The organism is Microvirga terrae (genome assembly GCF_013307435.2).
Classification (GTDB): Bacteria; Pseudomonadota; Alphaproteobacteria; order Rhizobiales; family Beijerinckiaceae; genus Microvirga; species Microvirga terrae.
Genome location: NZ_CP102846.1, coordinates 49,395 through 74,394 on the forward strand (window position 1 = coordinate 49,395; position 25,000 = coordinate 74,394).

A 25,000-nucleotide genomic window follows, 5' to 3' on the forward strand; every position below is an offset into this window, starting at 1 on the left:
TCCCATTCGAGCTCTCGGTTGAAAAGACAAGACTGGATGTGTCTTGAGGCGTCCAGCCTTCGACCCGCAGGAGACCCAAGGAAACCTCAGGCCTCCATCGCTTCGGCGAGCAGGAACTCAGTCATACCGGGCACGAGATCCTGAGGCTTCGCGAAGCGACTGAGGTCTCGTCAACGGCCGTTCGCGAGAGCCCATGACCTCCTCAGCGGTTGAGCACCCGTGCCGAGTGATGAAGCCAGAATGTCGCCTCTGGCACGTTCCGGACGGAGGACTAACGTCCGCCTTGGACCGGAACATCGGACGTTCCTGTCAGTGAACGAATTTCACTGCCTGACGCAAAGGAGACCGTCTGAGCCCAAGCTTGTGATCGAGGCGACTCAGGCTACTCGTGGGAGCGGGCTGGATACCCATTCGGCTAGTCCGCCCTGCGCCTGACTTGCCCGACCCGGTTCAGTACCTCACGCGGAATGCCGTAGTCCTTCACCACAGCGTCCCAGTTCCGGAGGCCGCACAGCTCGCGCTGGATCATGAAGGCCCAGACGAGGTCGGCTGCCGCGTCCAGTAAGGCACGGCGACGATGCTCCCGGTCAGGTTGGTGCGCTTCGGCATCGAAGGCTCGCAACGCCGCCAGAGCCTGCTCAACCTGGCCGCTCAAGGTGCCAAGCGTATGCGCTTTTTGCTCCCGGAGCTCGTAATCAAGCACACTCCAGCCCGTCTCCGGCTGAAGGCCGGCCGACAAGCTCTGGGGAATGCGAACTGCCATCTCAAGTCTCCGAAACGTGGCGATGGAGGTGAGATGGTGCCGCAGCCCTCATGGGTGAACGCGACACCCTGGCGCAAGCCCGCACAGGCGACGTCTGGCGGCATCTGTCACGTGGCGATGTGAACCAAGAGGCCTTGCTGCCTGCCACGGAGCTGAATTTGGCGGGAGGACTGGAATCTCGTGAGCCACTCCGGATCTCCCGCGGCGCGGATGCAATCCTCCGAGGCGATGATCGAGCCGCCAATCTCGCGCGTCACCTCCTCGAGCCTGCTGGCCACGTTCACGACGTCGCCTACGACGGTAAACTCGATGCGCTCCCGGCCGCCGAGATTCCCTACCGTTACCGGACCGCAGTGGATCCCAATTGACAGGCGTAGCGGATTGGCGCCGCGAGCGGACCTCTTCCGGCTCCAGCGCTCGATCTCCTGCTGAAGTTCGAAGGCGCACGCGAGCGCGCGGGCCGGCGCGTCTGGTTGCAGGCCGACAGAGCCGAAGGTCGCCATGAAGCCGTCGCCCAGGTACTTGTCGAGGGTGCCGCCATGCTTGAACACGATGGCGCTACTCCGCTCCTGGAAACTGCGCAGCAAGGCGAACGTGCGCTCGGGCGAGAGGGTCTCGGTGAGCTTGGTGAAGCCGACGATGTCCGCAAACAGAACGGCCACCGTTCGTGTCGCCGGCTCTCCGAACGCAGTCCCGCCGCGGCTGGAGAGGGCCTCGGCCACGTCCGGAGAGACATAGCGCGCGAGATCCGCGCGCACGAGCTCGGCCTCGACCTGGTTCAACAAGGTCCGCCGGCTGCGCCAGACGGCGAGTGTGATGAGCAGGGTGAACAGGGAGGTTGCAACAAGCTGGGTGTACCAGGCCGTCAGACCCACAAAGGCAGGCTTGAAGGAGAGATCCAGGGCCGCGGCCGACGTGAGAACTCCCTCCGCAGCCGCATCGTTGAACCGCAGCGTGTCCGGCTGGGAGTAGATCGTGAAGACGCCGATCGACCAGATGACGAGGATCGACACACCCGTCCAGAGCACCCTCCGCGGGGAGTAGGTGAGTGCAGCCTCTCCGAGGAGAAGGAGAACGTAGAGGAACTCCTGCCCGCGCAGGCGGGTCTGGATGGGCCAGTCGTTGCCGAGACTCGCCGGCGGCGGGACCAGGATCGCGGCCGTCACCAAGGCCACGTCGAGTACGATGAAGCCAAGCTTGATTGCCTCGCCGTGATGATGGTGGCGCAGGCGGTACGGGATATAGCCCAGGAGGAAGAACCCGAAGGCGTAGGCTCCGTAATAGAGGTCGCGTGGCCACGGTACGAGCCAGATCAGCCAGACCGAAACAACGATGATCGCGGTCAGCCGGGCGTAGAACGCGAACCGGAGGCCTTCGAGCTCGGCCTGTCGAGTGCTCGCCTGAAGACGAACCTGTGCGTTACGGCGTGATCGAAGCGATCGAAGCCCCTTCGAGGCCCTGGACACGAAGCCGACAATCCGGGTTGCCGAGTCAGACATTTGTTCGCTCTGATGCATCCCAGAAGCTCTGGGTCTGAACCTGATAGCATTCCGACGAGGGCCGTGCACGGTGCGAGCGGAAACGGCAATGGGGGGCTTCGGCCCCGAAGCTGCAATCCTCATCGAACCGGACGTTTGGAAAATGCAGGGGATCTTGGTTCCTATCGGATGCGCTCGATGCGCAGCGGGAACTTGCCGCGCACGCGCAGCGGCTCAAAGCTGCCGTCGAAGCGGCCGAGCCGGATCAGGCCGTCCCAACGGTAATCGGCGTAGAACATGGCCAGGTTGCCCCAGGGTTTGAAATAGCAGAGATCACCCGGTCGCTCGTTGCCGAAGGGGCCGCTGCCATCCTCCGTGAGCTTGCGCGGCAGGTAGGCGATCTTCTCGTTGCTGCCGTAGTCCTCGATCGTGAGGTCCAGGGGGAGTAGCGTGGCCAGATCGCGGGCCGACGGGTTGTCGTAGAGCGTGGCCGTCATAGTTCGACCATCGAAGGTCAGCCTGATCCTCACGTCGGTCGGCTTCTGGCTCGCCGGATCCCTACCGTCCTGACCGTGTGCCAGATGCGGAACCGCGGCTGCGAGCGTGGCGCCCAGCATCGCGCGGCGGCTGATTGTCGGTAATGTGATCGCCATGAATGTGCCCCGGATCAGGTGGGATGGAGGTTCTCTTCCCCGATTTCAATCTGGGCGGAGGGTTGGTCATGACAAGGGGTTGGGCAGCCCCAACCTGGAGGCACGCAATGCGAACCATTTCATCCTGAGAGTGGGCAGAGGGGCACGGCCATTCGACCTCGGTGGGTCGGCACGGCTATCGGTCCGGACGCAAGGACAACGTCCGGGCCGTCACCCTCTCGTCCGCGGTCAGGCTGCCAAGGATGCGGTATCGATCACGAAGCGATACTTCACGTCGCCCTTGAGCATTCGCTCGTAGGCATCGTTGATCCCATCCGGCCGGATCAGCTCGATGTCGGCAACGATCCCGTGCTCGGCACAGAAATCCAGCATCTCCTGCGTCTCGGGGATGCCGCCGATCATCGAGCCGGCCAGGCTGCGGCGCTTCATAATCAGGCTGAACACCTCCGGCGACGGATGCGGCGTCGCCGGCGCACCGACGAGCGTCATGGTGCCGTCGCGCTTGAGCAGCGCGAAGAAGGCGTCGAGATCATGCGGTGCTGCCACGGTGTTGAGGATGAAGTCGAGGCTCTTGGCGTGTGCCGCCATCTCGTCCGCATTGCGGGAGACGACGACCTCATGCGCGCCCAGCGCCCTGGCAGCCTCGCGCTCCGACTCGGAGGTGGTGAACGCCACCACGTGGGCGCCCATCGCGTGCGCGAGCTTGATGCCCATGTGACCCAGGCCGCCGATGCCGACGACGCCCACCTTGTGGCCGGGTCCGACATGCCAGTGGCGCAGCGGCGAGTACGTGGTGATTCCGGCGCACAGCAGCGGCGCGACGGCAGCCAGTTGCTCCTCAGGATGGCTGACGCGCAGCACATAACGCTCGTGCACCACGATCTGCTGGGCGTAACCACCTAGCGTGTGACCCGGTGCGTCGGGCGTGGGGCCGTTGTAGGTGCCGACCATGTGGTCGCAATAGTTTTCCAAACCGTCGCTGCAATCGTCGCAGCGCTTGCAGCTATCGACGATGCACCCCACGCCAACCAGGTCGCCGACCTTGTGGCCCGATACATGCGCGCCAACCGCCGACACGCGGCCGACGATCTCGTGACCCGGCACGCAAGGATACAGGGTGCCGGCCCATTCGGCGCGTACCTGATGGATGTCAGAGTGGCACACGCCACAGAAGGCGATCTCGATGCCGACATCGTGTGGGCCGACCGACCGGCGGCTGATGTCCATCGGTTCGAGCGGCTTGTCTCCGGCATAGGCGCCAAAGGCCTTTACAGTCATGGAAGCGTACTTTCGTTGATTAGATCATTGGGTAGGCGTCTACGGAAGGGCGGCCAAGCGAACAGGGATCAATCGAAGCTGCCATGGTGAGCCGTGTTCATGGATTCCATCCTGGTTGGATGGAGCGCTACCGGGCGCCGTATTCCTGGTCGGTGACCAGTTCCATCCAATCGGCATTCTTGCCGTTTTGGATGTAGGTGATCGCGACATGGCTCATGCCGTTGGTGTCGGTTGCGCCATGCCAGTGCTTGACGCCGGCCGGGATCCACACGGCGTCGCCGGACGTGATCTCCTGGCGGGCCTGGCCTTCGCGCTGGACCCAGCCCTTGCCTGCCGTGACGATGAGCATCTGCCCGGCCGGATGGCTGTGCCAGGCGGTGCGGGCGCGTGGAGCGAAGGTCACCAGACCCGATGACGCAGGGGTCTCGACGGATGGCGGCGTAAGAAGATCCACCACCACTTGGCCCGAGAAGTTCTTCGGATCGGCGATCACGGACGGCGAGGAGCCGCTCGGGAAGACCTGGATGTCCTGTGCATTGGCTGGCGCGCCACCGAGTGCGGCTGCGGTCATGGTGGCGGCGATGAGGGTGTTCTTCACGTACAATCCTTTCAGGGAGGCAAGAAGATGGGACGGCGGTGGTCAGTTGGACCGGCCCTTGAGGACTTCTGCGACGACCGGACCGGCGGAAAAGGCATTGGGCCAGCCTGCATAGAAGGCGATTTGCGTGACCACCTCTCCGGCCTGTTCCTGCGTGAGGCCGTTGTCCAAGGCCCTGTTAAGATGGCCTGCGAGCTGGGCCACCTGCCCATTCGCCATCAGCGACGTGATGGTCACGAGGCTGCGGTCACGCGGCGACAGGTCGGGACGCAGCCAGACGTCCTTGAAGAGCGGATCGGTGGTGTACTGGTCGAGGCCAGGAGCGGCGGTTCCGAGAAGGCGTTGCACGCTCGCGACCCGGGTTGCCTCCGCCTGCTCGTTGAGCGGCAGGAGCTGCGGCGACGCGGCCGGCAACTGATCCGGCCCGACACGGCGCTGGGCGAAAATGTCCTTGGTGACGGCAACCGCCGCCATGGCGTTTGACCAGCCTGAGTAGAAGGCGAGGTGCGTGATCGTCTCGGAGAGCTCGCGGGGTGTCACGCCGCTGTCGAGGGCAAGGTCGATATAGTGCGGCAGGTCCAGCATCTGGTTGCGCGCGATCAGGATCGCCACCGTCACGAGGCTGCGGTCGCGACGGGAGAGTTGCGGACGCTGCCACAGGCCTGCAACGTCTTCTTTGGCGTATCGGCCGAGGGCCGGAGAGACCGACTGGATGTCGGCAACCGAGAGCGCGGAAGCGGTTTCGAGGGGTGTCGGCATGGAAGCAGTTCCTTGGGCAAGGGCAGGTGTTCCCAACGCGAGGGACACGAGAGTGGCGGCCAGCAACTTCATGGACGATGATCCTTTGTATGGTGATCGACGGGTGAAGGGGGCAGGCGCGACGATTGCGACAGCCGGTGTGGTACTCACGTGCGTACGGATGATCCCGTACGCTTCGTCACGAACGCCATGAGACCCGCAGCGACCAGGATGGCAGCGCTCGCGCTGAAGGTGCTCTGATAGCCGCTCATATCGAACAGCAGGCCGCCAATGGTCGCGCCCAGGGTGATCGCCAGTTGGATGGCGGCCACCATCAGCCCGCCGCCGGCTTCGGCGTCCTCGGGCAAGGTCCGGGTCAGCCAGGTGTTCCAGGCAACGGGGGCCGGAGTGCCGAGCAGGCCCCATGCACCGAGCAGAATGGCCGTTCCGGCAAGCCAGTTGCCAAAGGCGACCAAGGCGATGGCGATCCCTGCCATCGCAAGCGGAATGGCGATCATCACGCCATACATCCCATTCTTCAGGAACGTTCCGATGAGGGTGGTCCCGGCGAGGCCAGTGATGCCTAAGAGCAACAGGATCAGCGACAGGGTCGGAACATCGACATGGGTCACCATCTCGAGGAACGGGCGCAGGTAGGTGAACAGCGCGAACTGGCCCATGAAGAACAGGGTGATCGCCACCATGCCGGAGGCGACCACGGGCCGGCGGAGCAGCTTGAACACGTCGCCAGAGCCGGTGGGCCGCCCAGCGTGCATGGAGGGGAGCTTTGCCAGCAGCCAGACCAACGCGATGGCCGCCAGAGGCACGACGCAGAAGAAGGCTCCGCGCCACCCGATGTACCCGCCGAGGAAGCTGCCCAGCGGCGCCGCGATGATGGAGGACAGTGCCGTCCCGCCTTGCAGGATCGCCAGGGCGCGCGGCACGCTGTCTGCCGGTACCAGCCGCATCACCGCTGCGGCCGACATCGACCAGAATCCGCCGATGGCGATGCCGAGCACCGCCCGGCCGAGCATGAGGACCGAATAGTTCGGCGCAAGGGCCACGACCGTCCCGGAGACGATCAGCGAGAGGGCCAACACGAGCAGGACGGTGCGCCGATCCCACCGGGACGTCAGGCCCGAGATCGACAAGCTCGTGAGGACGGCGAAGATGCCTGAGACGGAAATCGCCTGGCCGGCTTGGCCTTCCGTCATGTGGAGGTCGGCGGCAATCGGGGTTAGCAGGCTGACTGGCATGAACTCTGAGGCAACGAGCACCATGCAGCACAGCGACATGGCGCGGACCGCGCCCCATGCCGGAGAGCGGTCAGGAATTACGTCGCACGAAGAAGCAGTTCCAACTGTCATCAATGTCTCTCGATACGGATGGGAGGCCGGAAGATAGGCCGTCCTCATTGGATCGATTAGGTGCTAAGACCTGCATGAACCTATGAGGGGGGCTCATGAATGGCGCGCGAGAACATCAATGACCTGATTGCCTTCCTGGCGGTCGCGCGGGAGCGGAGCTTCACGAAGGCGGCCGCACAGCTCGGCGTCTCCCAATCGGCCCTGAGCCACACTGTGCGCAGCCTCGAGGAACGATTAGGCGTGCGACTCCTCACCCGGACGACCCGTTCTGTGGCACCCACTCAGGCGGGGGAGCGTCTGCTCCGGACGGCAGGCCCCAGGCTGGCCGAGATTGAGGCCGAGCTCGAGGCTTTGAGCGAGTTCCGCGAGAAGCCAGCCGGCACGATCAGGATCACGGCGGGCTACCATGTCACTGAGACTATCCTCTGGCCGAAGCTCAGGGCTGTTCTTGCCGACTACCCCGACGTCAAGGTGGAGATCGCCCTCGAAGAGGGCCTGACCAACATCGTCGAACAGCGGTTCGATGCGGGCGTGCGCCTTGGCGAACAGGTTGCCAAGGACATGATTGCGATGCGCATCAGCCCCGATGTCCGTTTTGCGGTGATCGGAGCACCATCCTACTTCGCAGGCAGATCACGGCCCATCACCCCTCAGGACCTGATCGGCCATACCTGCATCAACCTGCGCCTGCCCACCTATGGCGGGCTTTACGCCTGGGAGTTCGAGCGTGATGGACAGGAACTGGCCGTCCGGGTCGACGGCCAACTCGTGTTCAATGGCATCTTCCAGGTCCTCAATGCTGCGGTGGATGGCTTCGGGCTCGCTCACGTCCCGGAGGACATCGCGGTGACGCACATCGCCTCCGGCCGCCTCGAGCGAGTCCTCGAGGATTGGTGTCCAGCATGGACGGGGTACCACCTGTACTACCCGAGCCGCCGGCAGTCCTCCCCGGCCTTCAACCTGGTTGTCGAGGCTCTGCGCCACCGGAGCTGAGACAAGCAGGGCCGATCCTTCAAAATCACGCGAGATTGATGAGCCGGGGTCATAAGGGCATGCGCCGCAGCTCCGCTAATCCTCTGCCTTACCGCTTGCTACTGTTTAACCGAAGCCAGGCATCGGCCTGAGCAGGAAAGAGCAGAGATACTGGCATGAACAAGCAGAACAGTCCTGAGACTAGAGCAGCACAGACCTCCGGCCCGGACCTTGCCCGGCGTGACCTCCTGAAGCTGACCGGCGCTGGCGTCGCCGCGCTCGGTGTCGGGTCGCTTTCCAATATTCCCAGTCCGAAGGCTCAGGGCATGTCAGCCGGATGGGACAAGGTTTTCCCCCGAAGCGAGAAGGTCGATCACGAGAAGGTCACCTTCAAGAACCGCTACGGCATCACCCTATCGGCCGACCTCTACCAGCCGAAGAACCGTGCCGGAAGGAGGCTGGCGGCGCTCGCCATCAGCGGTCCGTTCGGGGCGGTGAAGGAGCAGTCGTCGGGCCTCTACGCGCAGACTATGGCGGAGCGCGGGTTCGTCACGCTGGCTTTCGATCCGTCCTATACCGGGGAAAGCGGCGGCGAGCCTCGCAATGTCGCCTCACCGGACATCAACACCGAGGATTTCAGCGCGGCAGTGGATTTTCTCGGCCTGCACCCGTCCGTCGATCGCGAGCGCATCGGCGTCATTGGTATCTGCGGCTGGGGCGGCATGGCATTGAATGCCGTCGCCGTGGACAAGCGCGTCAAGGCCGTTGCAGCCAGCACCATGTATGACATGACGCGTGTCATGTCCCGCGGCTACAACGATAGCGTGACGCTCGAACAGCGCACCCAAACGCTCGAGCAACTCAGCCGTCAGCGTTGGCAGGATGCGGAAAAGGGAACCCCGGCGCATGGTCCGGTATCCCTCGAACTCAAGGGCGGTGAGCCGCAGTTCGTGGTGGAGTATGCTGACTACTACAAGACGCCGCGCGGCTTCCACCCGAGAGCGATCAACTCGAACGCCTCTTGGACGCTCACGACCCCGCTGTCGTTCATGAACATGCCGCTCCTGACCTACATTGCGGAAATAGCGCCGCGCCCGGTCCTGCTGATCCATGGCGAAAAAGCCCACTCGCGTTACTTCAGCGAGACCGCCTATGCGGCAGCGGCGGAGCCGAAGGAGCTCCTCATCGTCCCGGGTGCCAACCACACCGATCTGTACGACCGTGTCGACATGATACCGTTCGACAAGCTCCAGTCGTTCTTCAGCCAGCACCTCTCCGCGTGAGCGGCGAAATGGAGCCTGGACTATTCGGTGCAGGCTCCATTAAGGCGAGGAGGCAACCGCATGCTGAAGTCCCTGTCGGGCGCCACCCTATGAAAGGAAGAAGCGAATGAAGAGCATAACCGTGCACACACGCAGGGGCCTCCGAGGACTACGACTGCTAGTCGGTGCGGGCACTGCTGCTGTGGTCGCGCTGGCAACAGTCCTGATTTCGGTTCTGCCTGCTGCCGCGCATCACGGGTGGCCCGGCTTCGAAACCGATCGCCTCGTCTACATCGCGGGAACGGTCTCTTCGGATGGTGTCTGGGGGAACCCGCACTCGCAGTTCGATGTCACCCTGGACAGCAACCTGCCGGCCGACACTCCCGAACTGGCGATTCCAGAGCAGTTGCAGGATCCCGAGGACAGCGTCCGGGTCAAGGCCGCTCGCTCGTACAAGGGCCTCCACAAGGAACTGGAGGTCATCATCGCGCCGCCGGCCTGGTCGGGCCAGTGGGGCTTGGGCCGTGCGCTGAAGATCGGGGAGCGCTTCCGGGCGGTCGGCTACATCAACCGGACGAATGACGGTCTGTTTCGTCCCGTCGTGTTTTGGTACGGGGACGACGCCGTGCCGGTCAACCAGGTGCTCGGCAACACGCTCCCGGTGCGAGCGCCGCTGCCGAAGTAGGCGTCCTCGACGGCTGCGAGCACCACCCCGTTCTCCGGGTCAAAGCCGCAGTGCAAGACCCTGGGAATTCGATGTTGTGGACGGTGTTCGGGGCCATCATCATCGCGGTCAGTGCGGGTGGTCCTCCACCTGCGCCATCGCACCGGGCGGGATTGAACGGAGTATGCTGGACTTGCTCGACACGTTGCTGATGCTGTTGCAGGGATCGACGCTCGGCGAGACGGTGCGGAGTGCCGAATATCTCTATCCGGTGCTCGAAGCCATCCACATCCTTGGGATTGCTCTTCTGGTCGGCCCGGCTTTCACCTTCGACCTCCGGCTGCTGGGAGTCGGACACCGCGTCGTGTCTGCAACCACCGCCGCGCGCTATCTGCTGCCCGTCTCGCACATCGGCTTCGCCATCGCCGTTACCACGGGTCTCGCACTGCTCAGTGCGCAGGCCACCGTGGTCGCCGGTACCGGAGCTGCACCATGGAAGTTCGGCCTGCTGATCCTCGCTGGCCTCAACGTACCGGTGTTCCACTACGGCGTTTACCGCCGCGTCGATGAGTGGACGGATGCCGCCGTGACCCCGGTCGCCGCACGCGCCGGAGCAGCAGTGTCACTGATCGCATGGACGGGCGTGATCCTCGCCGGTCGGCTCCTCGCCTACACCTGATCTCCTGAGAGTCAAGATACCTTCATCGGTGTCTGAGTGTTCAACTCCGCCACGCGGTGTGCCGGCTGGGCCCCTGAGCGTCTCTACGTAGGAGGCGTCAAGGATATGTCTCCTTCTGAGCCGGAGGAGACCTTCCGGTGGTCGGGCAGAAATGATCCACACCATCCTAGAAGGATGCTAACCTGTTCGAGAGGCGACGGCTGGCGTTGGTGTCAGAGCGCCCACCGCCAGCAAAATGGCCGGTCCGCATTAAGGCGGAAGAACCATGCAGGCTAGCCGGCGGTTGATCGAAGGGTGAGTCGCTGGACCAACGCTGACGCCAAATGCCGTTGGCGAAGCTTCCGCGTTCCAAGGAAGATCGACGCTGGATGAATGGGCTCCTGCACGCGCTCATCTGGGCTCAAGGCAACAACCGACCGAAGAGAGGCGCCTCATGGGCAGAAATAGCCCCGTGCGCTGTCCGAAATGCATCGCGCTCCGTTGGGGAGGGTGATCCCGCCTGCTCCGTCGGGCGGAATGTGGGCCCCAGTGGAGATCGTGAACCCGCCACTGGGATCGGCCGGTACGGTTGAGCCGTCCGGCAGGGTGAACCGGCCATCCCGGTAGGTGATATGCCGGGTGTATCCTGGCGGAAGGGCCGTCGGGACGGGGGGCGGGAGCACGGGAGGTGCTACCTGCGTCGACCCGAGGTTGGCTGGCGGAACGGGCTGGGACGGTGGCTCGCTTGACGAAACGCAGCCTGACAGGACAAGGCCCATCAGCGAGATTGTCGGCAATCGCATCAAATTCCTCCGCTCGGTCAGCGTTGGCCTTCGCGCCAAAGATAGCGGAGTGGATCCCGATCTGAAGCAGAAAATCGATCTGCTCTCTGTGACGTTGATGACTGTTGCCGGTCCACGTGCGTTGCCATCACCTTGGCGATTGAGGTCCTGACGACCAAGCGAAGCAGATCATCTTCCAAGTTGCTCTCGCATTGGCATGCCAGCCTGCGCGCCATGGGCAAGGCAAGCCAGGGATGCCGCGCGAACCGCCCGTTGGAGAGCGCTCGTGAAGGGCATGGCCTCATCCAGGCCATTGGCCAGTACACCGACGAAGGTGTCACCGGCTCCAGTCGTATCGACCGGCCGGATCGGCTCCGCTTCGGCACGCTCGCTTTGCCCATCAGGATGAAACACAAACGCTCCCTGGGCACCCGCAGTGACGACGCAAAGGCATCCGCTTCCCGACAGATGGGATCCAGCCTTCCTGAAATCGTCGATCGCGCAGCCAAGGAGTGTTGCCGCTGCCAAAGCCTCGTGCTCGTTGACCACGAATATGTCAGTCGCGCCGAGGAGATCCGAGAGATCCCTCGCCGCAAAAGCTGGCGGAGGCGGTGCAAAGTTCCAGATGACGCATCCGCCGGCTGCGCGCACACGCCGGGCGACAGTAGGGATGCGGGGAAGGGGACCTCCATCTGGAAGACCGCAACCGCCGCGGCATCCACTTGGAAACCCTGGGCCGCCGCTTCCGTGATCGAGGCATTTGCCCCGCTGCCGACGGTGATCGCATTCTCGCCGCGCTCGTCGACGGTGATGAAGGCGCGGCCGGTCGGCTCCGCAACGCTGGCAACCCGATCGACAACGACGCCGTTGCGAGCAAGGTTGTCGCGCGCCGATCGTCCGAAGGAATCATCTCCGACGCAGGCCGCGATCGCCACCCGACGCGGCAGCGAGACCCGGGCGGCGGCGACCGCCTGGTTTGCGCCCTTTCCACCGAACAGCGTCTCATAGGCCGGCGAGAGGACGGTTTCGCCCGGGCGCGGAATGGAGGCCACGCGAGCGACAAGATCAATGTTGATCGAACCGAAGACAAGGATCATGTCACGCGCCCGCTGCCAAAGCCGGTCGGCATCAACCTTCGGCATCCATGGCGTGGAGCATTTCCACGCGGCGGCGACAATCCTCGTCGGTGGAGAACTCCGCCGTCAGGTAGGACTCAACGAGATCCTGTGCGAGCCAGGAACCGACGATCTTGGCGCCGATGCACATCACGTTGACGTCGTCGTGCTCGACCGACTGATGCGCCGAGTGGATGTCGTGGCAGACGGCGGCGCGAATGCCCTTGACCTTGTTGGCCGCGATCGACGCACCGACGCCGGTGCCGCAGACCATGATGCCGCGCTTGGCCTCGCCTGACTTGACCTTCTCGGTCAGCGCGCGGGCGATATCCGGGAAATCGACAGGCTTGTCATCGAAGGAGCCTACATCGATGACCTCATGCCCGAGCGAGCGCACGTGCTCGACCACCGCATTCTTGAGGGGCCATCCGGCATGATCCGACCCGATTACGACGCGCATTGGATAACCTTTCCTTCGTGGTTGCAGGCCGGGTGGCGCCGGGCGCCACCCGATGTTCCCCTGGCTCAGCTCCGCATCTCCTGGGGAAGCTCGCTGCCATGGAATTTCTTGTAGATCTCGTTCAGCTTGCCGTTCTTGAGATTGGTCGAGATCCACTCGTTGAGCTTCTCGACCAGTCGCGGCTCGCCCTTGCGGACACCGATGGCAAGGTCGAAGGTGCGGATGAGCACCTTGGGCTCGAACGTGCGGGCCGGGTTCTTGACGCCGATCTGGTTCACGATCGTTGCGGACGTCGCAACGCAATCGGCCTGCCCCGAGACGGCAGCCGTCACCATCGTGGCATCATCATCGAAGCGGGCAAGGGTGAGGTTGCGATCCTTCATGTTCGTCAGCTCGGTATCCTGCGTCGTGCCGCGGGAGACGGCAATGGTCTTGCCCTTCAGGTCGTCCCAGCCCTTTGCCTCGACGGTCTTCAAGCAGCCGACAACGGACTGCAAGGCCGCATAGGCCTTGGTGAAGTCGATCACCTTGGCGCGTTCGGGCGTGACGGAAAGGGTCGAGATGATGATGTCGGCCTTGTTGGTCTGAATGTTCGGAATCCGGGTCGCACCCGTGGTCTGGACGAACTCGAGCTCAAGCCCAAGGTCCTTCGCGAGAAGCTGGGCAGTTTCCACGTCCGATCCCGTCGGCTTGAGGTTGGCGTCCATCATGCCGGAGGGCGGGATCGCCAGGTCGGTCGCAATGCGGATCTTCTTCGCCTTCATGATGTCGTCGAGAAGGTCAGCATGCGCCGCGGTGGTGCCAAGCGCCACCATGCAGCTCATTGCGATTGCAGCAGCGGAAAGCGAGCGTTTCATCATCTGTATCTCCCTGGTTATTGATTGTGGTTCAAAGCCCTGTGCCAACGAACTGGGCGAGTTCCGGAGTAGCGGGCGATGTCAGGATCGCGGCGGGCCCGGTCTCGTGGACCTTGCCGCGATGCATGAACACCACCCGGTCGGCGATACCCTTGGCAAATCCCATCTCGTGCGTAACCATCACCATGGTCATGCCGTCCGCAGCGAGCGCCTCAATCACCTTCAGGACCTCGCCGGTCAGTTCCGGGTCGAGGGCCGAGGTCACTTCGTCGAACAGCATCACCTTCGGCTGCATGGCAAGCGAGCGGGCAATCGCCGCACGCTGCTGCTGGCCGCCGGAGAGCTGTTCGGGATATTGGCGGAGCTTGTCCTCCAGACCGACCTGGGCGAGAACCTGTCGGGCCTGCTCCTTCGCCTGGGATTTCGAGATTCCCTTCACGGAGCAGGGGGCAAGCGTGATGTTCTCCTCGATCGTCAGATGAGGGAACAGGTTGTAGCTCTGGAAGACGATGCCCACATCCTGGCGCAGGGCCCGCAGATCGAGCTTCGGATCGCTGACGCGATGGCCGCACACAATGATCTCACCGCTGTCGATCGTCTCGAAGCGATCGATGCAGCGCAGGGCGGTGCTCTTGCCGGAACCGCTGCGGCCGATGAGTACGAGAACCTCGCCGCGATTGACCTCGAAGCTCACCCCGTTGAGCACCTTGAGCGCGCCGAAGCTCTTGTGCACGTCCGAGAGGCCGACGACCGGCGGCGCGGTATCCGTTCTGGTGATGTTGTGCATGTCAGGCAGTCTCGAGTTCGATGCGAGCCGGGCCGCCTCGCGCTTCCAGGCGGTGACTGAAGCGCGAGAGCGGATAGCAGAGGGCGAAGTAGATGACGGCGATGATGGTGTAGATGAGGAAGGGCTCGAACAGGGAGTTGTTGATGATCTGGCCCGACCGCGCGAGCTCCACGAAGCCGACCACCGAGGCCAGCGAGGTGTTCTTGATGATCTGCACCATGAAACCCACGGTGGGCGGTGTGGCGATCCGGACGGCCTGCGGCAGGATGACCTTCATCATCCGCTGGGATCGGCTGAGAGCGAGTCCTTCCGCGGCCTCCCATTGCGGCTTCGGAACGGACTCGAAGCAGCCGCGCCAGATCTCGCCGAGATAGGCGCTGACGAAGATCGTGAGCGATGCACCGGCGGCGGCCAGCGGGGAGACGGTCACGCCGAGCGCGGGCAGTCCAAAATATGTCAGGAACATGATGACGAGCAGCGGCGTGCCTTGGATGAGCTGGACATACCCGGCGCTCAGGAGCCGCACGATCCGGCTCGGCGAGATGCGGCAGAGGGCGACGATGAAGCCGGCGATGCCGCCGCCGAGAAGACCGATGAGCGACAGGCCGATGGTCCACAGCGCGCCGTAACCAAGGAACATTAGGTGATTGGCATTGATGGAACCGCCCATCCTCTCCTCCTCACAAAGGGGTGCCGAGGCGTCGGCGACGCGGGAAAATCACGAGACCGAGAAGCCAGAACCCGGCCCGCATGACCAGCGACAGGACGACGTAGACGATCGCGACCAGGATATAGGTCTCGAAGGCGCGATAGGTGTCGGACTGGATGTAGTTCGCGACTGCCGTCAACTCTTCCGCCGAGATCTGTGACGTCACGGACGAGGCGAGCATCAGCAGCACGAACTGGCTTGTCAGGGACGGATAGACCCTCTCTATGGCCGGCCACATCACCACGTGCCAGTAGATCTGCGCCCGGGACAGCGCCAGCCCCTCGGCGGCCTCGATCTGTCCACGGGGAATGGCGTCGAAGCCCGCGCGTATGATCTCAGTCGTGTAGGCCCCGACATTGATGGTCAGCGCGGCTGCCGCAACCGTGAATGCGGAGAGCTTCAATCCGAGGCTGGCGAGTCCGAAATAGACGAGGAAGATCTGGACCAGCAGCGGGGTGTTGCGGATCGCCTCGACATAGATGCCGCAGAGGCGCGAGACGACCGGGTGGCGGCTACGCCGCCCGATGGCCCCGAGCACGCCGATGACCGTGCCGAGCGCCGTCGCGATGAAGGCGAGCTGAAGGGTGAGCAGCGCCCCATCCAGGAAGGCCGGCCATCGCTCGAGGATCGCGGCGAAATCCAAGTTGAGGTTCATGGCAGGCGACCCCGGGCTAGGTGGCGGCCTGGTTCGTCATCCGGTCGTAGACGCGGAAGAGAGCCTGGTTACCGTTCGTGCCTTCACCGTGGGCGCGCGCCTCGACATACTGGCTGGTCACCAGGGCGGTTCCCGGCAGCGGAACTGATAGCGAGAGAGCCTGCTCCTGCACGAGGCGCAGGTCTTTTAGCATCAGGTCGATGCGGAAACCGGCGGATGCATCCCCGGCGATCATTGCTGGGCCCAGCTTGTCGAGCATCCAGGATGCGGCCGAGCCGCCCAGGAGCACGTTGCGGAGCTGGTCGAGGTCCACGCCGGACGCGCGGCCAAGCGCCAGCGCTTCGCAGATGGCTTGGAGGTTAATGCCGCAGACGAGCTGGTTGCAGAGTTTGACTGTCTGTCCGGCCCCGGCCTCGCCCACATGGGTGATCGTCGTGCCCATGGCCCGGAAATATGGCTCGGCGCGCAGGAAGGCGTTTCGGTCACCTCCGACCATGATCGAAAGCGAGGCATTCTTGGCGCCGACCGGGCCGCCCGACACGGGTGCATCGAGGAAGGCCACGCCGGCGGCCTTGAGATCGGCATGCATGCGTCGGACCGCGACGGGAGAGATCGTGCTCATGTCGACGAGGAGGCGGCCGCGTGGCGGCGACGCCAGAAGGCCGGATTCGCCATAGACGATCTCCTCGACCTGCGGCGTGTCGGGGAGCATGGAAATGACGATGTCTGCGTCGCGGGCCGCGTCAGCCGGACTCTCAGCGCCGGTGGCACCTTGGGTAACAAGGTCGTCGGTGGCCTCCTTGCGCACGTCATAGGCGCAGACTGCATATCCGGCCTTGAGCAGGTTGAGCGCCATCTCGCGCCCCATCGTCCCGAGGCCGACAAAACCGACCGTCGCGTTCTGTTCGTTCCGTCGCATCGTGTCTTCCTGCTCTTGGTCAAGTGTCATGAGTCGTTCCGGGCGTCGGACTCGCCGATCGCGGCGCGTCTACGGAAATTGTCGCCGATCGCGAAATGCTCCCGCAGGACCTTCTCGGCATGCTCCGGGTCCCGGCCGACGATGGCGTCGAAGATCCGGCGATGGTCTTCGATCAGGTAGGTTTTCATGGAGTCGAAAGCCTGAAGAAGCTCCCGGCGACCTCGATGGGAGCGCATCAGAATGCCGGACAGCGAGTTGTGCAGCACGATCAGCGTCTCGGACTTGCCAGCGTTGACGACGGCGCGGTGAAAGTCGAAATCGGCCGCGCTGCCGCCATCGGGGTCGTCGATGGTCTCGACGATGCGTGCGAGCGCCTGCTGCAATTTCTCGAAATCGGACACAGTGGCCCGCTCGGCGGCAAGCCGGACGGCCTGACACTCGATCGCGATGCGCGCCTGCATCACGTCGTCGACGACGTCAGACTGCTGCGCGAACGCAAAGGTGAAAAAGTCATTCAAGACGGAAGGGTCCGGGCGCCGGACAATGGTCCCGACCCGGTCGCGGATTTCAACGACGCCGAGAACCGTCAGGGCGCGCAGCGCCTCGCGCAGGATCGGTCGGCTGACACCGAGCTGCGCAGCGAGATCGCGTTCAGGGATGAGCCGGTCACCCGGTCGCAATGAGCCCGCAAGCAGACGCTCGCGCAAGAAGGCGAAGACCTTCTCGAACCCCTTGCCGCCACTCTCCCTAAGCCGCGTGATTTCAAGATCAGCGGTCATATCTCTTACCTTGGTCATACCAGGATACAGACCACGGTCATTCAGTCAAGTGGATGTTGCTGGATATTGCTGTCTTGGCTCCGCAATGGCATTTGGAGAGTAGAGCCGACGCTCGCATGTCAATCACTACGAAGCTGCGGCGGCGCGGAACGATCGCTCTAAGGTATTGCTAATCTGGAGGAAGGTTGATCCGCATTGTTCAACCGCAGGAACCTCGGCGGTTTCCCGGGCGGGGTGCGGGAGAGCGTGAAGCAACCCGGATGTAACGGGCTACCTCTCAGGTCCGTCCGCAAATGCCTTGCTCCCTGGACTGCTGTCCGACCAAGATCGGGTCCGCCGCGATTTCCAGAGAGATGCCAGGGAAACCCTTGCGTCAGACATAGGTGCTTGAAGCCAGTGTCCATGCCGCCATGCCGGCCAGCTTCGGCTCGACCTGCTCCAGCCGCGTGATCGCGACTTCCACGACCTCAGCGGGACTGACCTGCCGCTGCCGCACGAGATCGGCTAATGCCATGGCATCACAGGCGATGTAGTCCTCGGCCAGTCCCATTGATGCTCACCTGTCCTGTCGCTCTCGCCTGCAGCCCCTGCATTCGGGAGGGCTGGAGGCCTGCGGCTCAGAGGCCCCAGCCGGCCCGCGATGCCTCCTCAGATCACTGTCTCAAGGACGCCAAACCGCACAGGTATCACGGTTCGCATGCTGATCCGCCCATCGTCGGCCTTGTCGATGACAGTGAGGTGTTGGATTTCCGCGGGACCGAGGGGCAGGACCATACGGCCGCCCGGGGCGAGTTGCTCCAGCAGCGCCGTCGGCGGCACCTCGGCGGCGGCTGTGACCAAGATCTTGTCAAAGGGGCCATGCTCAAGCCAGCCACGGGTGCCATCGCCCACCCGAATGGCAACATTCCCGTAGCCAAGCTGCGACAGGCGCGCCTCGGCATGGCTGGCGAACTCCTCAACCAACTCGACGGTCCAGACCTGGCGGGCGAGTTCGGCAACAACGGCAGCCTGATAGCCCAAGCCGGTGCCGATCTCGAGCACAGCCTCATGGGGCTGTGGATCGAGCAGGTCTGTCATGAGGGCGCAGATGAAGGGCTGAGACACCGTCTTGTCGAAGCCGATCGGCAGAGGGGTGTCGTGGTAGGCAATGGCCGCCAGCTCCGGCGGCACGAAGAGGTGGCGCCGCACCCGCCGCATGGCATCGAGAACCCGCTCCCCCAGGGTGGCCTTGCCGATCTCCTCGCTCATGAGATCGGCGTGAAGTGCGACCACCTCCGTCATGTGCCGGCGCAGGATGGCGAGGTGAACTTCCGTCATCGGCTTCATGTCGGCAGATCCTCGATTGAGCTGATCCGAATGAGGCCTACGATCTTACGCTGATTGGGAGCAGGAGCTAAGTGTTCAGTCCCAAGAACTGCGCTGTGTCTCGGTCCACGGGGATGCCGGTGCGCTGCCGCTCGGCCTCGACGGCCCACTCGCGATCACCCGGCGCCATGACGTTTTTGCCCTCACCGGCTCCGCTTGCCCGCAGTGCGGCGAGATAGCGTGTCATGGCCTCATCATAGAGGGCCCGCCCCGCGAACCGATCAGGGTCGACTGCAAGGCAGAAATGCCCGATCCGGCGGGGCGTTTCAAAATCATGCGTCTCGGCCATCCGGATCATTTCATGATCCAGGGTGCTGCCGGTCAAGACTGCCGAAAACAGGGTCACCATTCCGGCCAAGGCCGCACCCTTGAATCCAAAGTCAGTCCCTCCCAGTGGGATCAGCATCTCCACGAGGGAAGGATCCAGCGTTGGTTGACCTGATGGATCGGCTGCAACGCCCTCGGGGAGACCCCTGCCAAGGGTCTTATAGAGGAGCACACGGTTAAACGGGATCGACGAGGTCGCCATGTCGAGAAGCCAAGGCCTCTGGTCTGGAACGGGGGCTGCGACTGCAATGGGGTTCGTGCCATGGAACCGCTCCGCTCCTCCATGAAGCGCAACAATGGAGTCGGTGTTCGACATCGAGATTGTGATGAGGCCAGCCTCGGCGCCCGCAAGCGCATAGGCTCCGGCTGCGCCAAAATGGGACGAGTTGACCACCCCGACTGCCGCAACACCCGACTCTCTGGCCATATTGCAGGCTAACTCCATTGCTGCGTAGGCGGCGGCATGACCAAGGCCATTGTCGGCATCCAGAACGGCAGATCCTGAGGCCGTGCGACGGGTCTCCATCTTCGGCGTAGGATTGACACGTCCGCTCTGCAGTACGTCAGCATAGTGTGACGCCAGCCGGACACCGTGACTGTCGATCCCGAGACGCGAGGCGTGCAGCATGGCACGGGTGGCTGCCCTGGCCGAAGCCTCATCAGCACCAGCGGCTTGCAGCGCAGCAAAGGTTCGAGTTTCAAGCTGGTCTCGTGGAGCAACAAGAATGTCTGTCACATTAACCTCATCTGACCATGAATTTTGGTAGCCACTCGTCTATGATGCCCAGTTGACCTTAAAGTCAGCGTAAAGGCTGACTCCGCCGCAGGCATAGAGCGTTTGGCCTGTCACATACGAAGCATCGTTGGATGCCAGGAAAGCGAAGACGGCCGCGATCTCCTCAGGCTCTCCAGCCCGGCCCATGGGTATATGACTCTCCACTTTGGCGCGAGCCGCCTGGTCGTCCTTCCAGGCGGCATTGATGTCAGTCAAAATGGCACCTGGTGCCACAGCATTCACCCGTATGCCTCTGTCTGCATACTCCAGTGCAAGTGTCCGGGTCAGATTACCAAGCCCACCCTTGCTGATTGAATAGGCGACAAAACCGGGCTTCGGTATGATCTCATGGACGCTGGAGCAGTTGATGATCGCACCACCGCCTGGACGGCTTAGAAAATGCCGGATGGCTGCCTGGCTGCACACCAAAGCGCCCGTCAGATCGACGCTGAGGATGCGATGGTACTCTGCAATCGAATAAAGATGGCTTTCTGCCTCAGACTGAATGCCCGCATTGTTGACGAGGATGTCGAGGCGCCCCCAATCGTGGAGGATGTCATCGAACATCGCGAGGGCCGAGTGCTCGTCGCTAATATCCGCCTGGATGATCCGGTGCTGATCCGCGGTGCCTCCGATCCTCTGGGTCTCCTCTCTGACCGCGTCAAGGGCATCTTCGGCAGCCTGCCGCGATCCATTGTAGTTGATGGCGACTGTTGCTCCTTCCCGAGCGAACCGAACGGCAACTGCGCGACCGATCCCACGCGATGCGCCAGTCACCAAGGCGCGGCGTCCCTGGAGTCTTCTCTGTAATATCATGGCATTCTCCGCACCATCCTTGGATGTGATTTAACATCAAATCGCAGCAAGTAGCTTAATCTATGTCTCTGATCGTAAGACACGCCACCTCCTGCTCTGTCCGACGGAGACGTCACACTCATCAAGTATAGCCATGGAGCCGCTCAACGGGCTCAGACTGCGCACAGCCAAAACCAATGGCTTCCTCGGCGGAAGAGCTCTCCTTGACGAGGATCGGGCAGTACTTCGTGTGCAGAACCAACCGAATTGATGTTCCTATAGGGCTTTCCGCCCCAGCGTTAGGACAAGGTCACCTCGCCGGTTCCGAAATCTCTTGCAGCACACGGTCGGTTCATACATAGAAACTAATGGACGTTTTGAGACCAGACATGATCTTGCGCCTCTCCGACTGCCACAACTTCCACGATTTTCGCCGTCTGGCGAAGAGGCGCCTTCCTGGCCCGATCTTCAACTACATCGATGGCGCAGCCGACGATGAGACCACCTATCGTCGTAACACAGCATCCTTCGAGAGCTGCGATCTTCTTCCAAGCGTTCTCCGCGGTGTCGGTGATGTCGACATGTCAGTTGTCGTGATGGGACAGAAGTTGTCCATGCCCGTCTACTGCTCGCCAACAGCGCTACAGCGGCTGTTCCATCATGACGGAGAGCGCGCCGTGGCCGCCGCCGCCGATCGCTTCGGAACCATGTTCGGCGTCTCATCGCTCGGGACGATCAGTCTGGAGGAAGCGCGCAAGATCAGCACAGCCCCACAGGTCTACCAGTTCTACTTCCATAAAGATCGCGGTCTCAATCGGGAAATGATGGCCAGGGCCAAGCAGGCCGGGGTCGAGGTGATGATGCTCACGGTCGACAGCATTACCGGCGGAAATCGCGAACGGGACAAGCGCACCGGCTTCGCCATTCCATTTCGCTTGAACCTAGCAGGGATGGCACAATTCGCAGTCAAACCAGCATGGGCGATCAACTATTTCACCCATGAGAAATTCCGGCTGCCGCAACTCGACACTCACGTCGACATGGGTAGCGGCACAATGTCGATCAGCCGTTACTTTACGGAGATGCTCGATCCCGCGATGAATTGGGATGATGTAGCCGAAATGGTCAAGATATGGGGCGGACACTTCTGTCTCAAAGGGATCATGACGGTCGAAGACGCGAAGAAGGCCATCGACATCGGATGTACAGGCATCGTTCTGTCCAACCATGGCGGGCGCCAACTCGACGGATCCCGAAGCGGCTTTGATCAATTGGCAGAAATTGTTGCGGCGGTTGGGGACCAGATCGACGTCATGATGGATGGGGGTGTTCAGCGCGGAACTCATGTCCTCAAGGCGCTTTCACTCGGTGCAAAGGCGGTTGGTGTCGGCCGCTATTATCTGTTCCCGCTTGCTGCGGCCGGACAAGCTGGAGTGGAGCGCGCGTTACTGCAAATGCGGACCGAGATCGAACGAGGCATGAAGCTTATGGGTTGTGCGTCGGTCAGCGAACTCTCCATCAGCAATCTTCGCTTCCGCTAAGGCACGGGTGTTGAGACGCAACATAGCTGCACAATCCTTATATAGCAGGCTGCTGACAGAGACATTCTTGCGCAGAGGGGCGTTGGTGCAGGGATCGTGAATTTTGCGGATTATGGTCTTTGATGGCGTGTCCTATGTAGCAGCTACCTTGGAGCGGGCAGACTTCGGGCGTGCGCATGTCAGCATACGATTGAGGACGGCGCAGCCAATGGCGACCTCTGTCTGCTGGGCGTCGAACGACCGCGCCCTTAGCCGTCTCCCGATAACGGCCTTGTATCGGCCGATCGCGGTCTCAACCAGAGACCGCTTGCCGTAACCGGTGACGGCTTGCCATGTCATCCGGCCATCCGTGTTGATTGCCGCAATATGGCGGTCCCGCTGGCTGGGCGGTTCGATATCCGACCGCTTGACAGCGTTGACCCGCGGCGGAATGACGATCGCCGCATCGGCGCTGTGGCTGGTGACAGCGTCGTAGGTCGGTTTGCCATCATAGGCGCCATCAGCGGTGAATTGGCGGATCGGGATGCCGATCTGGTCGAGCAATGGCTCCACCTGCGTGGCGTCGCCAGTGTCCTGATCGGTCATGACGTGGGCGATGATCTCGCCACTGTCGGCATCCAGCGCCAGATGCAGCTTTCGCCAGCTCCGCCGCGACCTGGTGCCGTGCTTCTCTTCTAGCCACTGGCCGGCGCCGCAAATCTCAAGTCCAGTGCTGTCGATGAGGACGTGAACGGGCCCTTCGCCTGACAACCGGCCACCTTGCCGCTCGCCAGACGATCGCCAGGTCCGTGCTCGCCGGCTGAGGGTGGTGTGATCAGGCACAGCGAGATCCAATCCCATCAGTTTCAGCACCGATGTGAGCAAGCCCTCCGTCTGGCGCAGCCGCAGGCCGAATACCATACCCAGCATCAAAGTGGTCTCGATCGCCAGATCGGAATACCGCTGTTGGCCGCCGCGCGTCATGCGCTTCGGCGCTTGCCACAGCGACAGCGCTTCGGGCGCGATCCACACCGTCAGGCTGCCTCGCTGGCGAAGGCCAGCCTTATACTCCGGCCAGTTCGTCACCTTGAACTTCATCTTGCCGATACGATGACGGCGGGCAGCATTGTGTTTGAAAGGCATGACTGGGACAGAGCGACTATTTAGATCGACGGCCGACTACATCCTGACCGCTAAACGATCCGTGCACCAACGCTGTCACGGTGCAGATCCGCCGGCCGTGCCCATCCCGGAGATGTCACATTAACAGGGAATACTGGTCTGTACTCGTCAAGGAAAAATCTCGCGCCATGGGAAATCAACGACTTGGACGGTGCAAAACCAAACCTTGTTGAGCGGCCCCGCAGCTCTACTCAGTTAATGTGACGGTGCCTCGTGAAACAAGACGTGCCGAGTCTTCTCATTGCAACAAAGCTGATTCGATTTCGATCTGGATGGGCGCTCAATCTAGCGTAACCCTGCGCAGAAGCTCGAAATGCGCCGGCACCCTTCCTTCAGCGTTTCGGCATCAGTGGCGTAAGAAATCCTGACGTAGGGGCTCATCCCATAGGCGCTACCCTGCACCGTGGCGACATGCTGCTCCTCCAGGAGTGCAGACACAAAGTCGGTATCAGACTCAATACGCCGCCCCCGTTCCGTCGTCTTGCCAATACATCCGGCAATGTTTGGAAAGACGTAGAATGCACCCTCGGGCGTATGACAGGTGATGCCAGGAATCGCGTTGAGGAACCTAACAACCAAGTCACGCCTTTCACGATAGACGTCCGCGCGCTCCTTCAGAAGATCCTGGGAGCCGTCAAGGACGGCTACCGCTGCGGCTTGGCTCAAGGTGCAGATTCCACCCGTCGCTTGCCCATGTACATTGTTCATCGCTGCGATCAGTTGCTTTGGCCCACCGCAGTAACCGACGCGCCAGCCGGTCATGGCATAGGCCTTTGAGGCTCCATTCACCGTCAGCACGCGATCCTTCAGCTTAGGTTCGACCTCGGCAATCGTACAGAACTCGAAGCCGTCATAGGTGAGATGCTCGTAAATGTCGTCGGTCAGAATCCAGACATGAGGATGCTTCAGCATGACATCCGCAATCGCTTGCATCTCGGAGCGAGTGCATGCCGCGCCAGTGGGATTGTTCGGGAAGTTCAGAATGAGCCACTTGGTCTTCGGTGTAATCGCGGCATCGAGATCATCAGCACGAAGTTTGAAATGATTGTTCTCAGGGCAGGGCACGGGAACGGGTGTTGCCTCGGCAAGGAGAGCTATATCAGCATAGGTGATCCAACCGGGGGCGGGGATGACAACTTCGTCGCCTGGGTTGCACGTCGCCAGAAGGGCGTTGAAAATGATCTGCTTTCCGCCGTTGGCAATCAGGATCTCGTCAAGGGCGTAGTCCAGGTTGTTTTCCCGCTTGAACTTGCGTTGAACCGCAGCCCTCAATGCCGCAGTACCCGGTTGAGCAGGATACTTGGTGTCTCCGGCAAGCGCCGCTTGGTGGGCCGCCTCGATCGCATGCGGCGGCGTCGGAAAATCAGGTTCACCCGATGAAAGGCTGATGATCTGAACACCTTGAGCGCGAAGCTCACGTGCTTTGTCCGTCATGGCTGCGGACGCGGAAACCTTCACATTGTCGAGACGGCTTGCGAGTTGAGGCATCATGGTAGTCCCTGAATTGAAATCTCGCTTGCCGGCAAAAGCTGCTGCAACGGT

Annotated in this window: 26 protein-coding genes and 1 pseudogene; 5 read left to right on the top strand and 22 right to left on the bottom strand. The window is 62.4% G+C overall.

What is annotated here, in order from left to right; translation table 11 throughout:
• Nucleotides 1-415: 415 nt before the first annotated feature.
• From HPT29_RS25025 to HPT29_RS25055, 7 genes are all read right to left on the bottom strand, one after another.
• The gene (locus HPT29_RS25025; RefSeq protein WP_173948997.1) at nucleotides 416-763 is read right to left on the bottom strand and encodes a DUF6665 family protein; all 348 of its coding nucleotides are present in this window, start codon (nucleotides 761-763) and stop codon (nucleotides 416-418) included.
• 107 nt (nucleotides 764-870) lie between these two features.
• Nucleotides 871-2,262: an adenylate/guanylate cyclase domain-containing protein gene (locus HPT29_RS25030; protein ID WP_173948996.1), complete on the bottom strand. Its 1,392-nt coding sequence runs from the start codon at nucleotides 2,260-2,262 to the stop codon at nucleotides 871-873.
• 161 nt (nucleotides 2,263-2,423) lie between these two features.
• Nucleotides 2,424-2,894 (bottom strand): cyclophilin-like fold protein, encoded by a 471-nt coding sequence (locus HPT29_RS25035; protein ID WP_173948995.1) that lies wholly within the window; start codon nucleotides 2,892-2,894, stop codon nucleotides 2,424-2,426.
• A 228-nt stretch (nucleotides 2,895-3,122) separates the two neighbouring features.
• A complete protein-coding gene (locus HPT29_RS25040; RefSeq protein WP_173948994.1) occupies nucleotides 3,123-4,172 on the bottom strand; it encodes an NAD(P)-dependent alcohol dehydrogenase in 1,050 nt (349 codons plus the stop codon).
• A gap of 127 nt (nucleotides 4,173-4,299) precedes the next feature.
• Complete coding sequence (locus tag HPT29_RS25045; RefSeq protein WP_432807325.1) at nucleotides 4,300-4,770, bottom strand: (R)-mandelonitrile lyase; 471 nt, start codon at nucleotides 4,768-4,770, stop codon at nucleotides 4,300-4,302.
• Between the two features lie 42 nt (nucleotides 4,771-4,812).
• Nucleotides 4,813-5,601 carry a carboxymuconolactone decarboxylase family protein gene (locus HPT29_RS25050; RefSeq protein ID WP_173948993.1) on the bottom strand — a complete coding sequence of 263 codons (789 nt, stop codon included), beginning with the start codon at nucleotides 5,599-5,601 and terminating at the stop codon, nucleotides 4,813-4,815.
• A gap of 74 nt (nucleotides 5,602-5,675) precedes the next feature.
• Nucleotides 5,676-6,875 carry an MFS transporter gene (locus HPT29_RS25055; protein WP_173948992.1) on the bottom strand — a complete coding sequence of 400 codons (1,200 nt, stop codon included), beginning with the start codon at nucleotides 6,873-6,875 and terminating at the stop codon, nucleotides 5,676-5,678.
• Nucleotides 6,876-6,974: 99 nt separating this feature from the next.
• Between HPT29_RS25055 and HPT29_RS25060 the strand changes: the two genes are divergently transcribed.
• The 4 genes from HPT29_RS25060 (at nucleotide 6,975) to HPT29_RS25075 (ending at nucleotide 10,452) form a co-directional block, all read left to right on the top strand.
• Entirely contained in the window at nucleotides 6,975-7,868 is an 894-nt protein-coding gene (locus HPT29_RS25060; protein ID WP_173948991.1) for a LysR family transcriptional regulator, read from the top strand.
• Nucleotides 7,869-8,023: 155 nt separating this feature from the next.
• A complete protein-coding gene (locus HPT29_RS25065) occupies nucleotides 8,024-9,130 on the top strand; it encodes an alpha/beta hydrolase (RefSeq protein ID WP_173948990.1) in 1,107 nt (368 codons plus the stop codon).
• Between the two features lie 106 nt (nucleotides 9,131-9,236).
• Nucleotides 9,237-9,794 (top strand): hypothetical protein, encoded by a 558-nt coding sequence (locus HPT29_RS25070; RefSeq protein WP_173948989.1) that lies wholly within the window; start codon nucleotides 9,237-9,239, stop codon nucleotides 9,792-9,794.
• Between the two features lie 163 nt (nucleotides 9,795-9,957).
• Nucleotides 9,958-10,452 carry a hypothetical protein gene (locus tag HPT29_RS25075; RefSeq protein WP_173948988.1) on the top strand — a complete coding sequence of 165 codons (495 nt, stop codon included), beginning with the start codon at nucleotides 9,958-9,960 and terminating at the stop codon, nucleotides 10,450-10,452.
• Nucleotides 10,453-11,402: 950 nt separating this feature from the next.
• Here the strand turns inward: HPT29_RS25075 and HPT29_RS28755 are convergent.
• The 13 genes and pseudogenes from HPT29_RS28755 to HPT29_RS25135 all read right to left on the bottom strand — a co-directional run bounded on the left by HPT29_RS28755 (nucleotide 11,403) and on the right by HPT29_RS25135 (nucleotide 20,777).
• The gene (locus tag HPT29_RS28755) at nucleotides 11,403-11,864 is read right to left on the bottom strand and encodes a PfkB family carbohydrate kinase (RefSeq protein ID WP_349774735.1); all 462 of its coding nucleotides are present in this window, start codon (nucleotides 11,862-11,864) and stop codon (nucleotides 11,403-11,405) included.
• A 92-nt stretch (nucleotides 11,865-11,956) separates the two neighbouring features.
• Nucleotides 11,957-12,355: pseudogene (locus HPT29_RS28760) on the bottom strand (PfkB family carbohydrate kinase); the annotation flags it as partial.
• The gene (gene rpiB, locus HPT29_RS25085; RefSeq protein WP_173948987.1) at nucleotides 12,342-12,788 is read right to left on the bottom strand and encodes a ribose 5-phosphate isomerase B; all 447 of its coding nucleotides are present in this window, start codon (nucleotides 12,786-12,788) and stop codon (nucleotides 12,342-12,344) included. The gene rpiB and the pseudogene HPT29_RS28760, both read right to left, overlap by 14 nt.
• Nucleotides 12,789-12,853: 65 nt before the next feature.
• Nucleotides 12,854-13,645 (bottom strand): transporter substrate-binding domain-containing protein, encoded by a 792-nt coding sequence (locus HPT29_RS25090; RefSeq protein WP_432807334.1) that lies wholly within the window; start codon nucleotides 13,643-13,645, stop codon nucleotides 12,854-12,856.
• A gap of 31 nt (nucleotides 13,646-13,676) precedes the next feature.
• Nucleotides 13,677-14,432, bottom strand: coding sequence for an amino acid ABC transporter ATP-binding protein (locus tag HPT29_RS25095; RefSeq protein WP_173948985.1), 756 nt, complete (start codon nucleotides 14,430-14,432; stop codon nucleotides 13,677-13,679).
• A 1-nt stretch (nucleotide 14,433) separates the two neighbouring features.
• A complete protein-coding gene (locus tag HPT29_RS25100; protein ID WP_173948984.1) occupies nucleotides 14,434-15,102 on the bottom strand; it encodes an amino acid ABC transporter permease in 669 nt (222 codons plus the stop codon).
• Nucleotides 15,103-15,112: 10 nt separating this feature from the next.
• Entirely contained in the window at nucleotides 15,113-15,796 is a 684-nt protein-coding gene (locus HPT29_RS25105; RefSeq protein WP_173948983.1) for an amino acid ABC transporter permease, read from the bottom strand.
• A gap of 16 nt (nucleotides 15,797-15,812) precedes the next feature.
• Nucleotides 15,813-16,745: an NAD(P)-dependent oxidoreductase gene (locus HPT29_RS25110; protein WP_173948982.1), complete on the bottom strand. Its 933-nt coding sequence runs from the start codon at nucleotides 16,743-16,745 to the stop codon at nucleotides 15,813-15,815.
• The gene (locus HPT29_RS25115) at nucleotides 16,742-17,494 is read right to left on the bottom strand and encodes a FadR/GntR family transcriptional regulator (RefSeq protein WP_173948981.1); all 753 of its coding nucleotides are present in this window, start codon (nucleotides 17,492-17,494) and stop codon (nucleotides 16,742-16,744) included. Before HPT29_RS25115 ends, HPT29_RS25110 begins: the two co-directional genes overlap by 4 nt.
• A gap of 373 nt (nucleotides 17,495-17,867) precedes the next feature.
• A complete protein-coding gene (locus tag HPT29_RS25120) occupies nucleotides 17,868-18,044 on the bottom strand; it encodes a hypothetical protein (protein ID WP_173948906.1) in 177 nt (58 codons plus the stop codon).
• 98 nt (nucleotides 18,045-18,142) lie between these two features.
• Complete coding sequence (locus HPT29_RS25125) at nucleotides 18,143-18,820, bottom strand: protein-L-isoaspartate(D-aspartate) O-methyltransferase (RefSeq protein WP_173948980.1); 678 nt, start codon at nucleotides 18,818-18,820, stop codon at nucleotides 18,143-18,145.
• 67 nt (nucleotides 18,821-18,887) lie between these two features.
• Nucleotides 18,888-19,922 (bottom strand): Ldh family oxidoreductase, encoded by a 1,035-nt coding sequence (locus tag HPT29_RS25130; protein WP_173948979.1) that lies wholly within the window; start codon nucleotides 19,920-19,922, stop codon nucleotides 18,888-18,890.
• A 39-nt stretch (nucleotides 19,923-19,961) separates the two neighbouring features.
• Nucleotides 19,962-20,777, bottom strand: a complete 816-nt coding sequence (locus tag HPT29_RS25135) for a glucose 1-dehydrogenase (RefSeq protein ID WP_173948978.1) — start codon at nucleotides 20,775-20,777, stop codon at nucleotides 19,962-19,964.
• A gap of 374 nt (nucleotides 20,778-21,151) precedes the next feature.
• Between HPT29_RS25135 and HPT29_RS25140 the strand changes: the two genes are divergently transcribed.
• Entirely contained in the window at nucleotides 21,152-22,297 is a 1,146-nt protein-coding gene (locus HPT29_RS25140; RefSeq protein ID WP_173949011.1) for an alpha-hydroxy acid oxidase, read from the top strand.
• A gap of 132 nt (nucleotides 22,298-22,429) precedes the next feature.
• On the opposite strand, the gene HPT29_RS25145 is transcribed toward HPT29_RS25140, so the two are convergent.
• Together HPT29_RS25145 and HPT29_RS25150 are read right to left on the bottom strand one after the other, a co-directional pair.
• Entirely contained in the window at nucleotides 22,430-23,419 is a 990-nt protein-coding gene (locus HPT29_RS25145; protein WP_173948977.1) for an IS5 family transposase, read from the bottom strand.
• 324 nt (nucleotides 23,420-23,743) lie between these two features.
• Nucleotides 23,744-24,946 carry a pyridoxal phosphate-dependent aminotransferase gene (locus tag HPT29_RS25150; protein WP_173949010.1) on the bottom strand — a complete coding sequence of 401 codons (1,203 nt, stop codon included), beginning with the start codon at nucleotides 24,944-24,946 and terminating at the stop codon, nucleotides 23,744-23,746.
• Between the last annotated feature and the right edge of the window lie 54 nt (nucleotides 24,947-25,000).

Bases quoted from the DNA above. Each gene is read 5' to 3' on its own strand.
- HPT29_RS25025 (WP_173948997.1), bottom strand. From the start codon at position 763: ATGGCAGTTCGCATTCCCCAGAGCTTGTCGGCCGGCCTTCAGCCGGAG.
- HPT29_RS25065 (WP_173948990.1), top strand. From the start codon at position 8,024: ATGAACAAGCAGAACAGTCCTGAGACTAGAGCAGCACAGACCTCCGGC.
- HPT29_RS25115 (WP_173948981.1), bottom strand. From the start codon at position 17,494: ATGACCGCTGATCTTGAAATCACGCGGCTTAGGGAGAGTGGCGGCAAG.
- HPT29_RS25110 (WP_173948982.1), bottom strand. From the start codon at position 16,745: ATGACACTTGACCAAGAGCAGGAAGACACGATGCGACGGAACGAACAG.
- HPT29_RS25100 (WP_173948984.1), bottom strand. From the start codon at position 15,102: ATGGGCGGTTCCATCAATGCCAATCACCTAATGTTCCTTGGTTACGGC.
- HPT29_RS25105 (WP_173948983.1), bottom strand. From the start codon at position 15,796: ATGAACCTCAACTTGGATTTCGCCGCGATCCTCGAGCGATGGCCGGCC.
- HPT29_RS25120 (WP_173948906.1), bottom strand. From the start codon at position 18,044: ATGGGACTGGCCGAGGACTACATCGCCTGTGATGCCATGGCATTAGCC.
- HPT29_RS25050 (WP_173948993.1), bottom strand. From the start codon at position 5,601: ATGAAGTTGCTGGCCGCCACTCTCGTGTCCCTCGCGTTGGGAACACCT.
- HPT29_RS25070 (WP_173948989.1), top strand. From the start codon at position 9,237: ATGAAGAGCATAACCGTGCACACACGCAGGGGCCTCCGAGGACTACGA.
- HPT29_RS25030 (WP_173948996.1), bottom strand. From the start codon at position 2,262: ATGTCTGACTCGGCAACCCGGATTGTCGGCTTCGTGTCCAGGGCCTCG.
- HPT29_RS25075 (WP_173948988.1), top strand. From the start codon at position 9,958: ATGCTGGACTTGCTCGACACGTTGCTGATGCTGTTGCAGGGATCGACG.
- HPT29_RS25095 (WP_173948985.1), bottom strand. From the start codon at position 14,432: ATGCACAACATCACCAGAACGGATACCGCGCCGCCGGTCGTCGGCCTC.
- HPT29_RS25055 (WP_173948992.1), bottom strand. From the start codon at position 6,875: ATGACAGTTGGAACTGCTTCTTCGTGCGACGTAATTCCTGACCGCTCT.
- HPT29_RS25090 (WP_432807334.1), bottom strand. From the start codon at position 13,645: ATGAAACGCTCGCTTTCCGCTGCTGCAATCGCAATGAGCTGCATGGTG.
- HPT29_RS25040 (WP_173948994.1), bottom strand. From the start codon at position 4,172: ATGACTGTAAAGGCCTTTGGCGCCTATGCCGGAGACAAGCCGCTCGAA.
- HPT29_RS25125 (WP_173948980.1), bottom strand. From the start codon at position 18,820: ATGAAGCCGATGACGGAAGTTCACCTCGCCATCCTGCGCCGGCACATG.
- HPT29_RS25150 (WP_173949010.1), bottom strand. From the start codon at position 24,946: ATGCCTCAACTCGCAAGCCGTCTCGACAATGTGAAGGTTTCCGCGTCC.
- HPT29_RS25135 (WP_173948978.1), bottom strand. From the start codon at position 20,777: ATGATATTACAGAGAAGACTCCAGGGACGCCGCGCCTTGGTGACTGGC.
- HPT29_RS25145 (WP_173948977.1), bottom strand. From the start codon at position 23,419: ATGCCTTTCAAACACAATGCTGCCCGCCGTCATCGTATCGGCAAGATG.
- HPT29_RS25060 (WP_173948991.1), top strand. From the start codon at position 6,975: ATGGCGCGCGAGAACATCAATGACCTGATTGCCTTCCTGGCGGTCGCG.
- rpiB (WP_173948987.1), bottom strand. From the start codon at position 12,788: ATGCGCGTCGTAATCGGGTCGGATCATGCCGGATGGCCCCTCAAGAAT.
- HPT29_RS25035 (WP_173948995.1), bottom strand. From the start codon at position 2,894: ATGGCGATCACATTACCGACAATCAGCCGCCGCGCGATGCTGGGCGCC.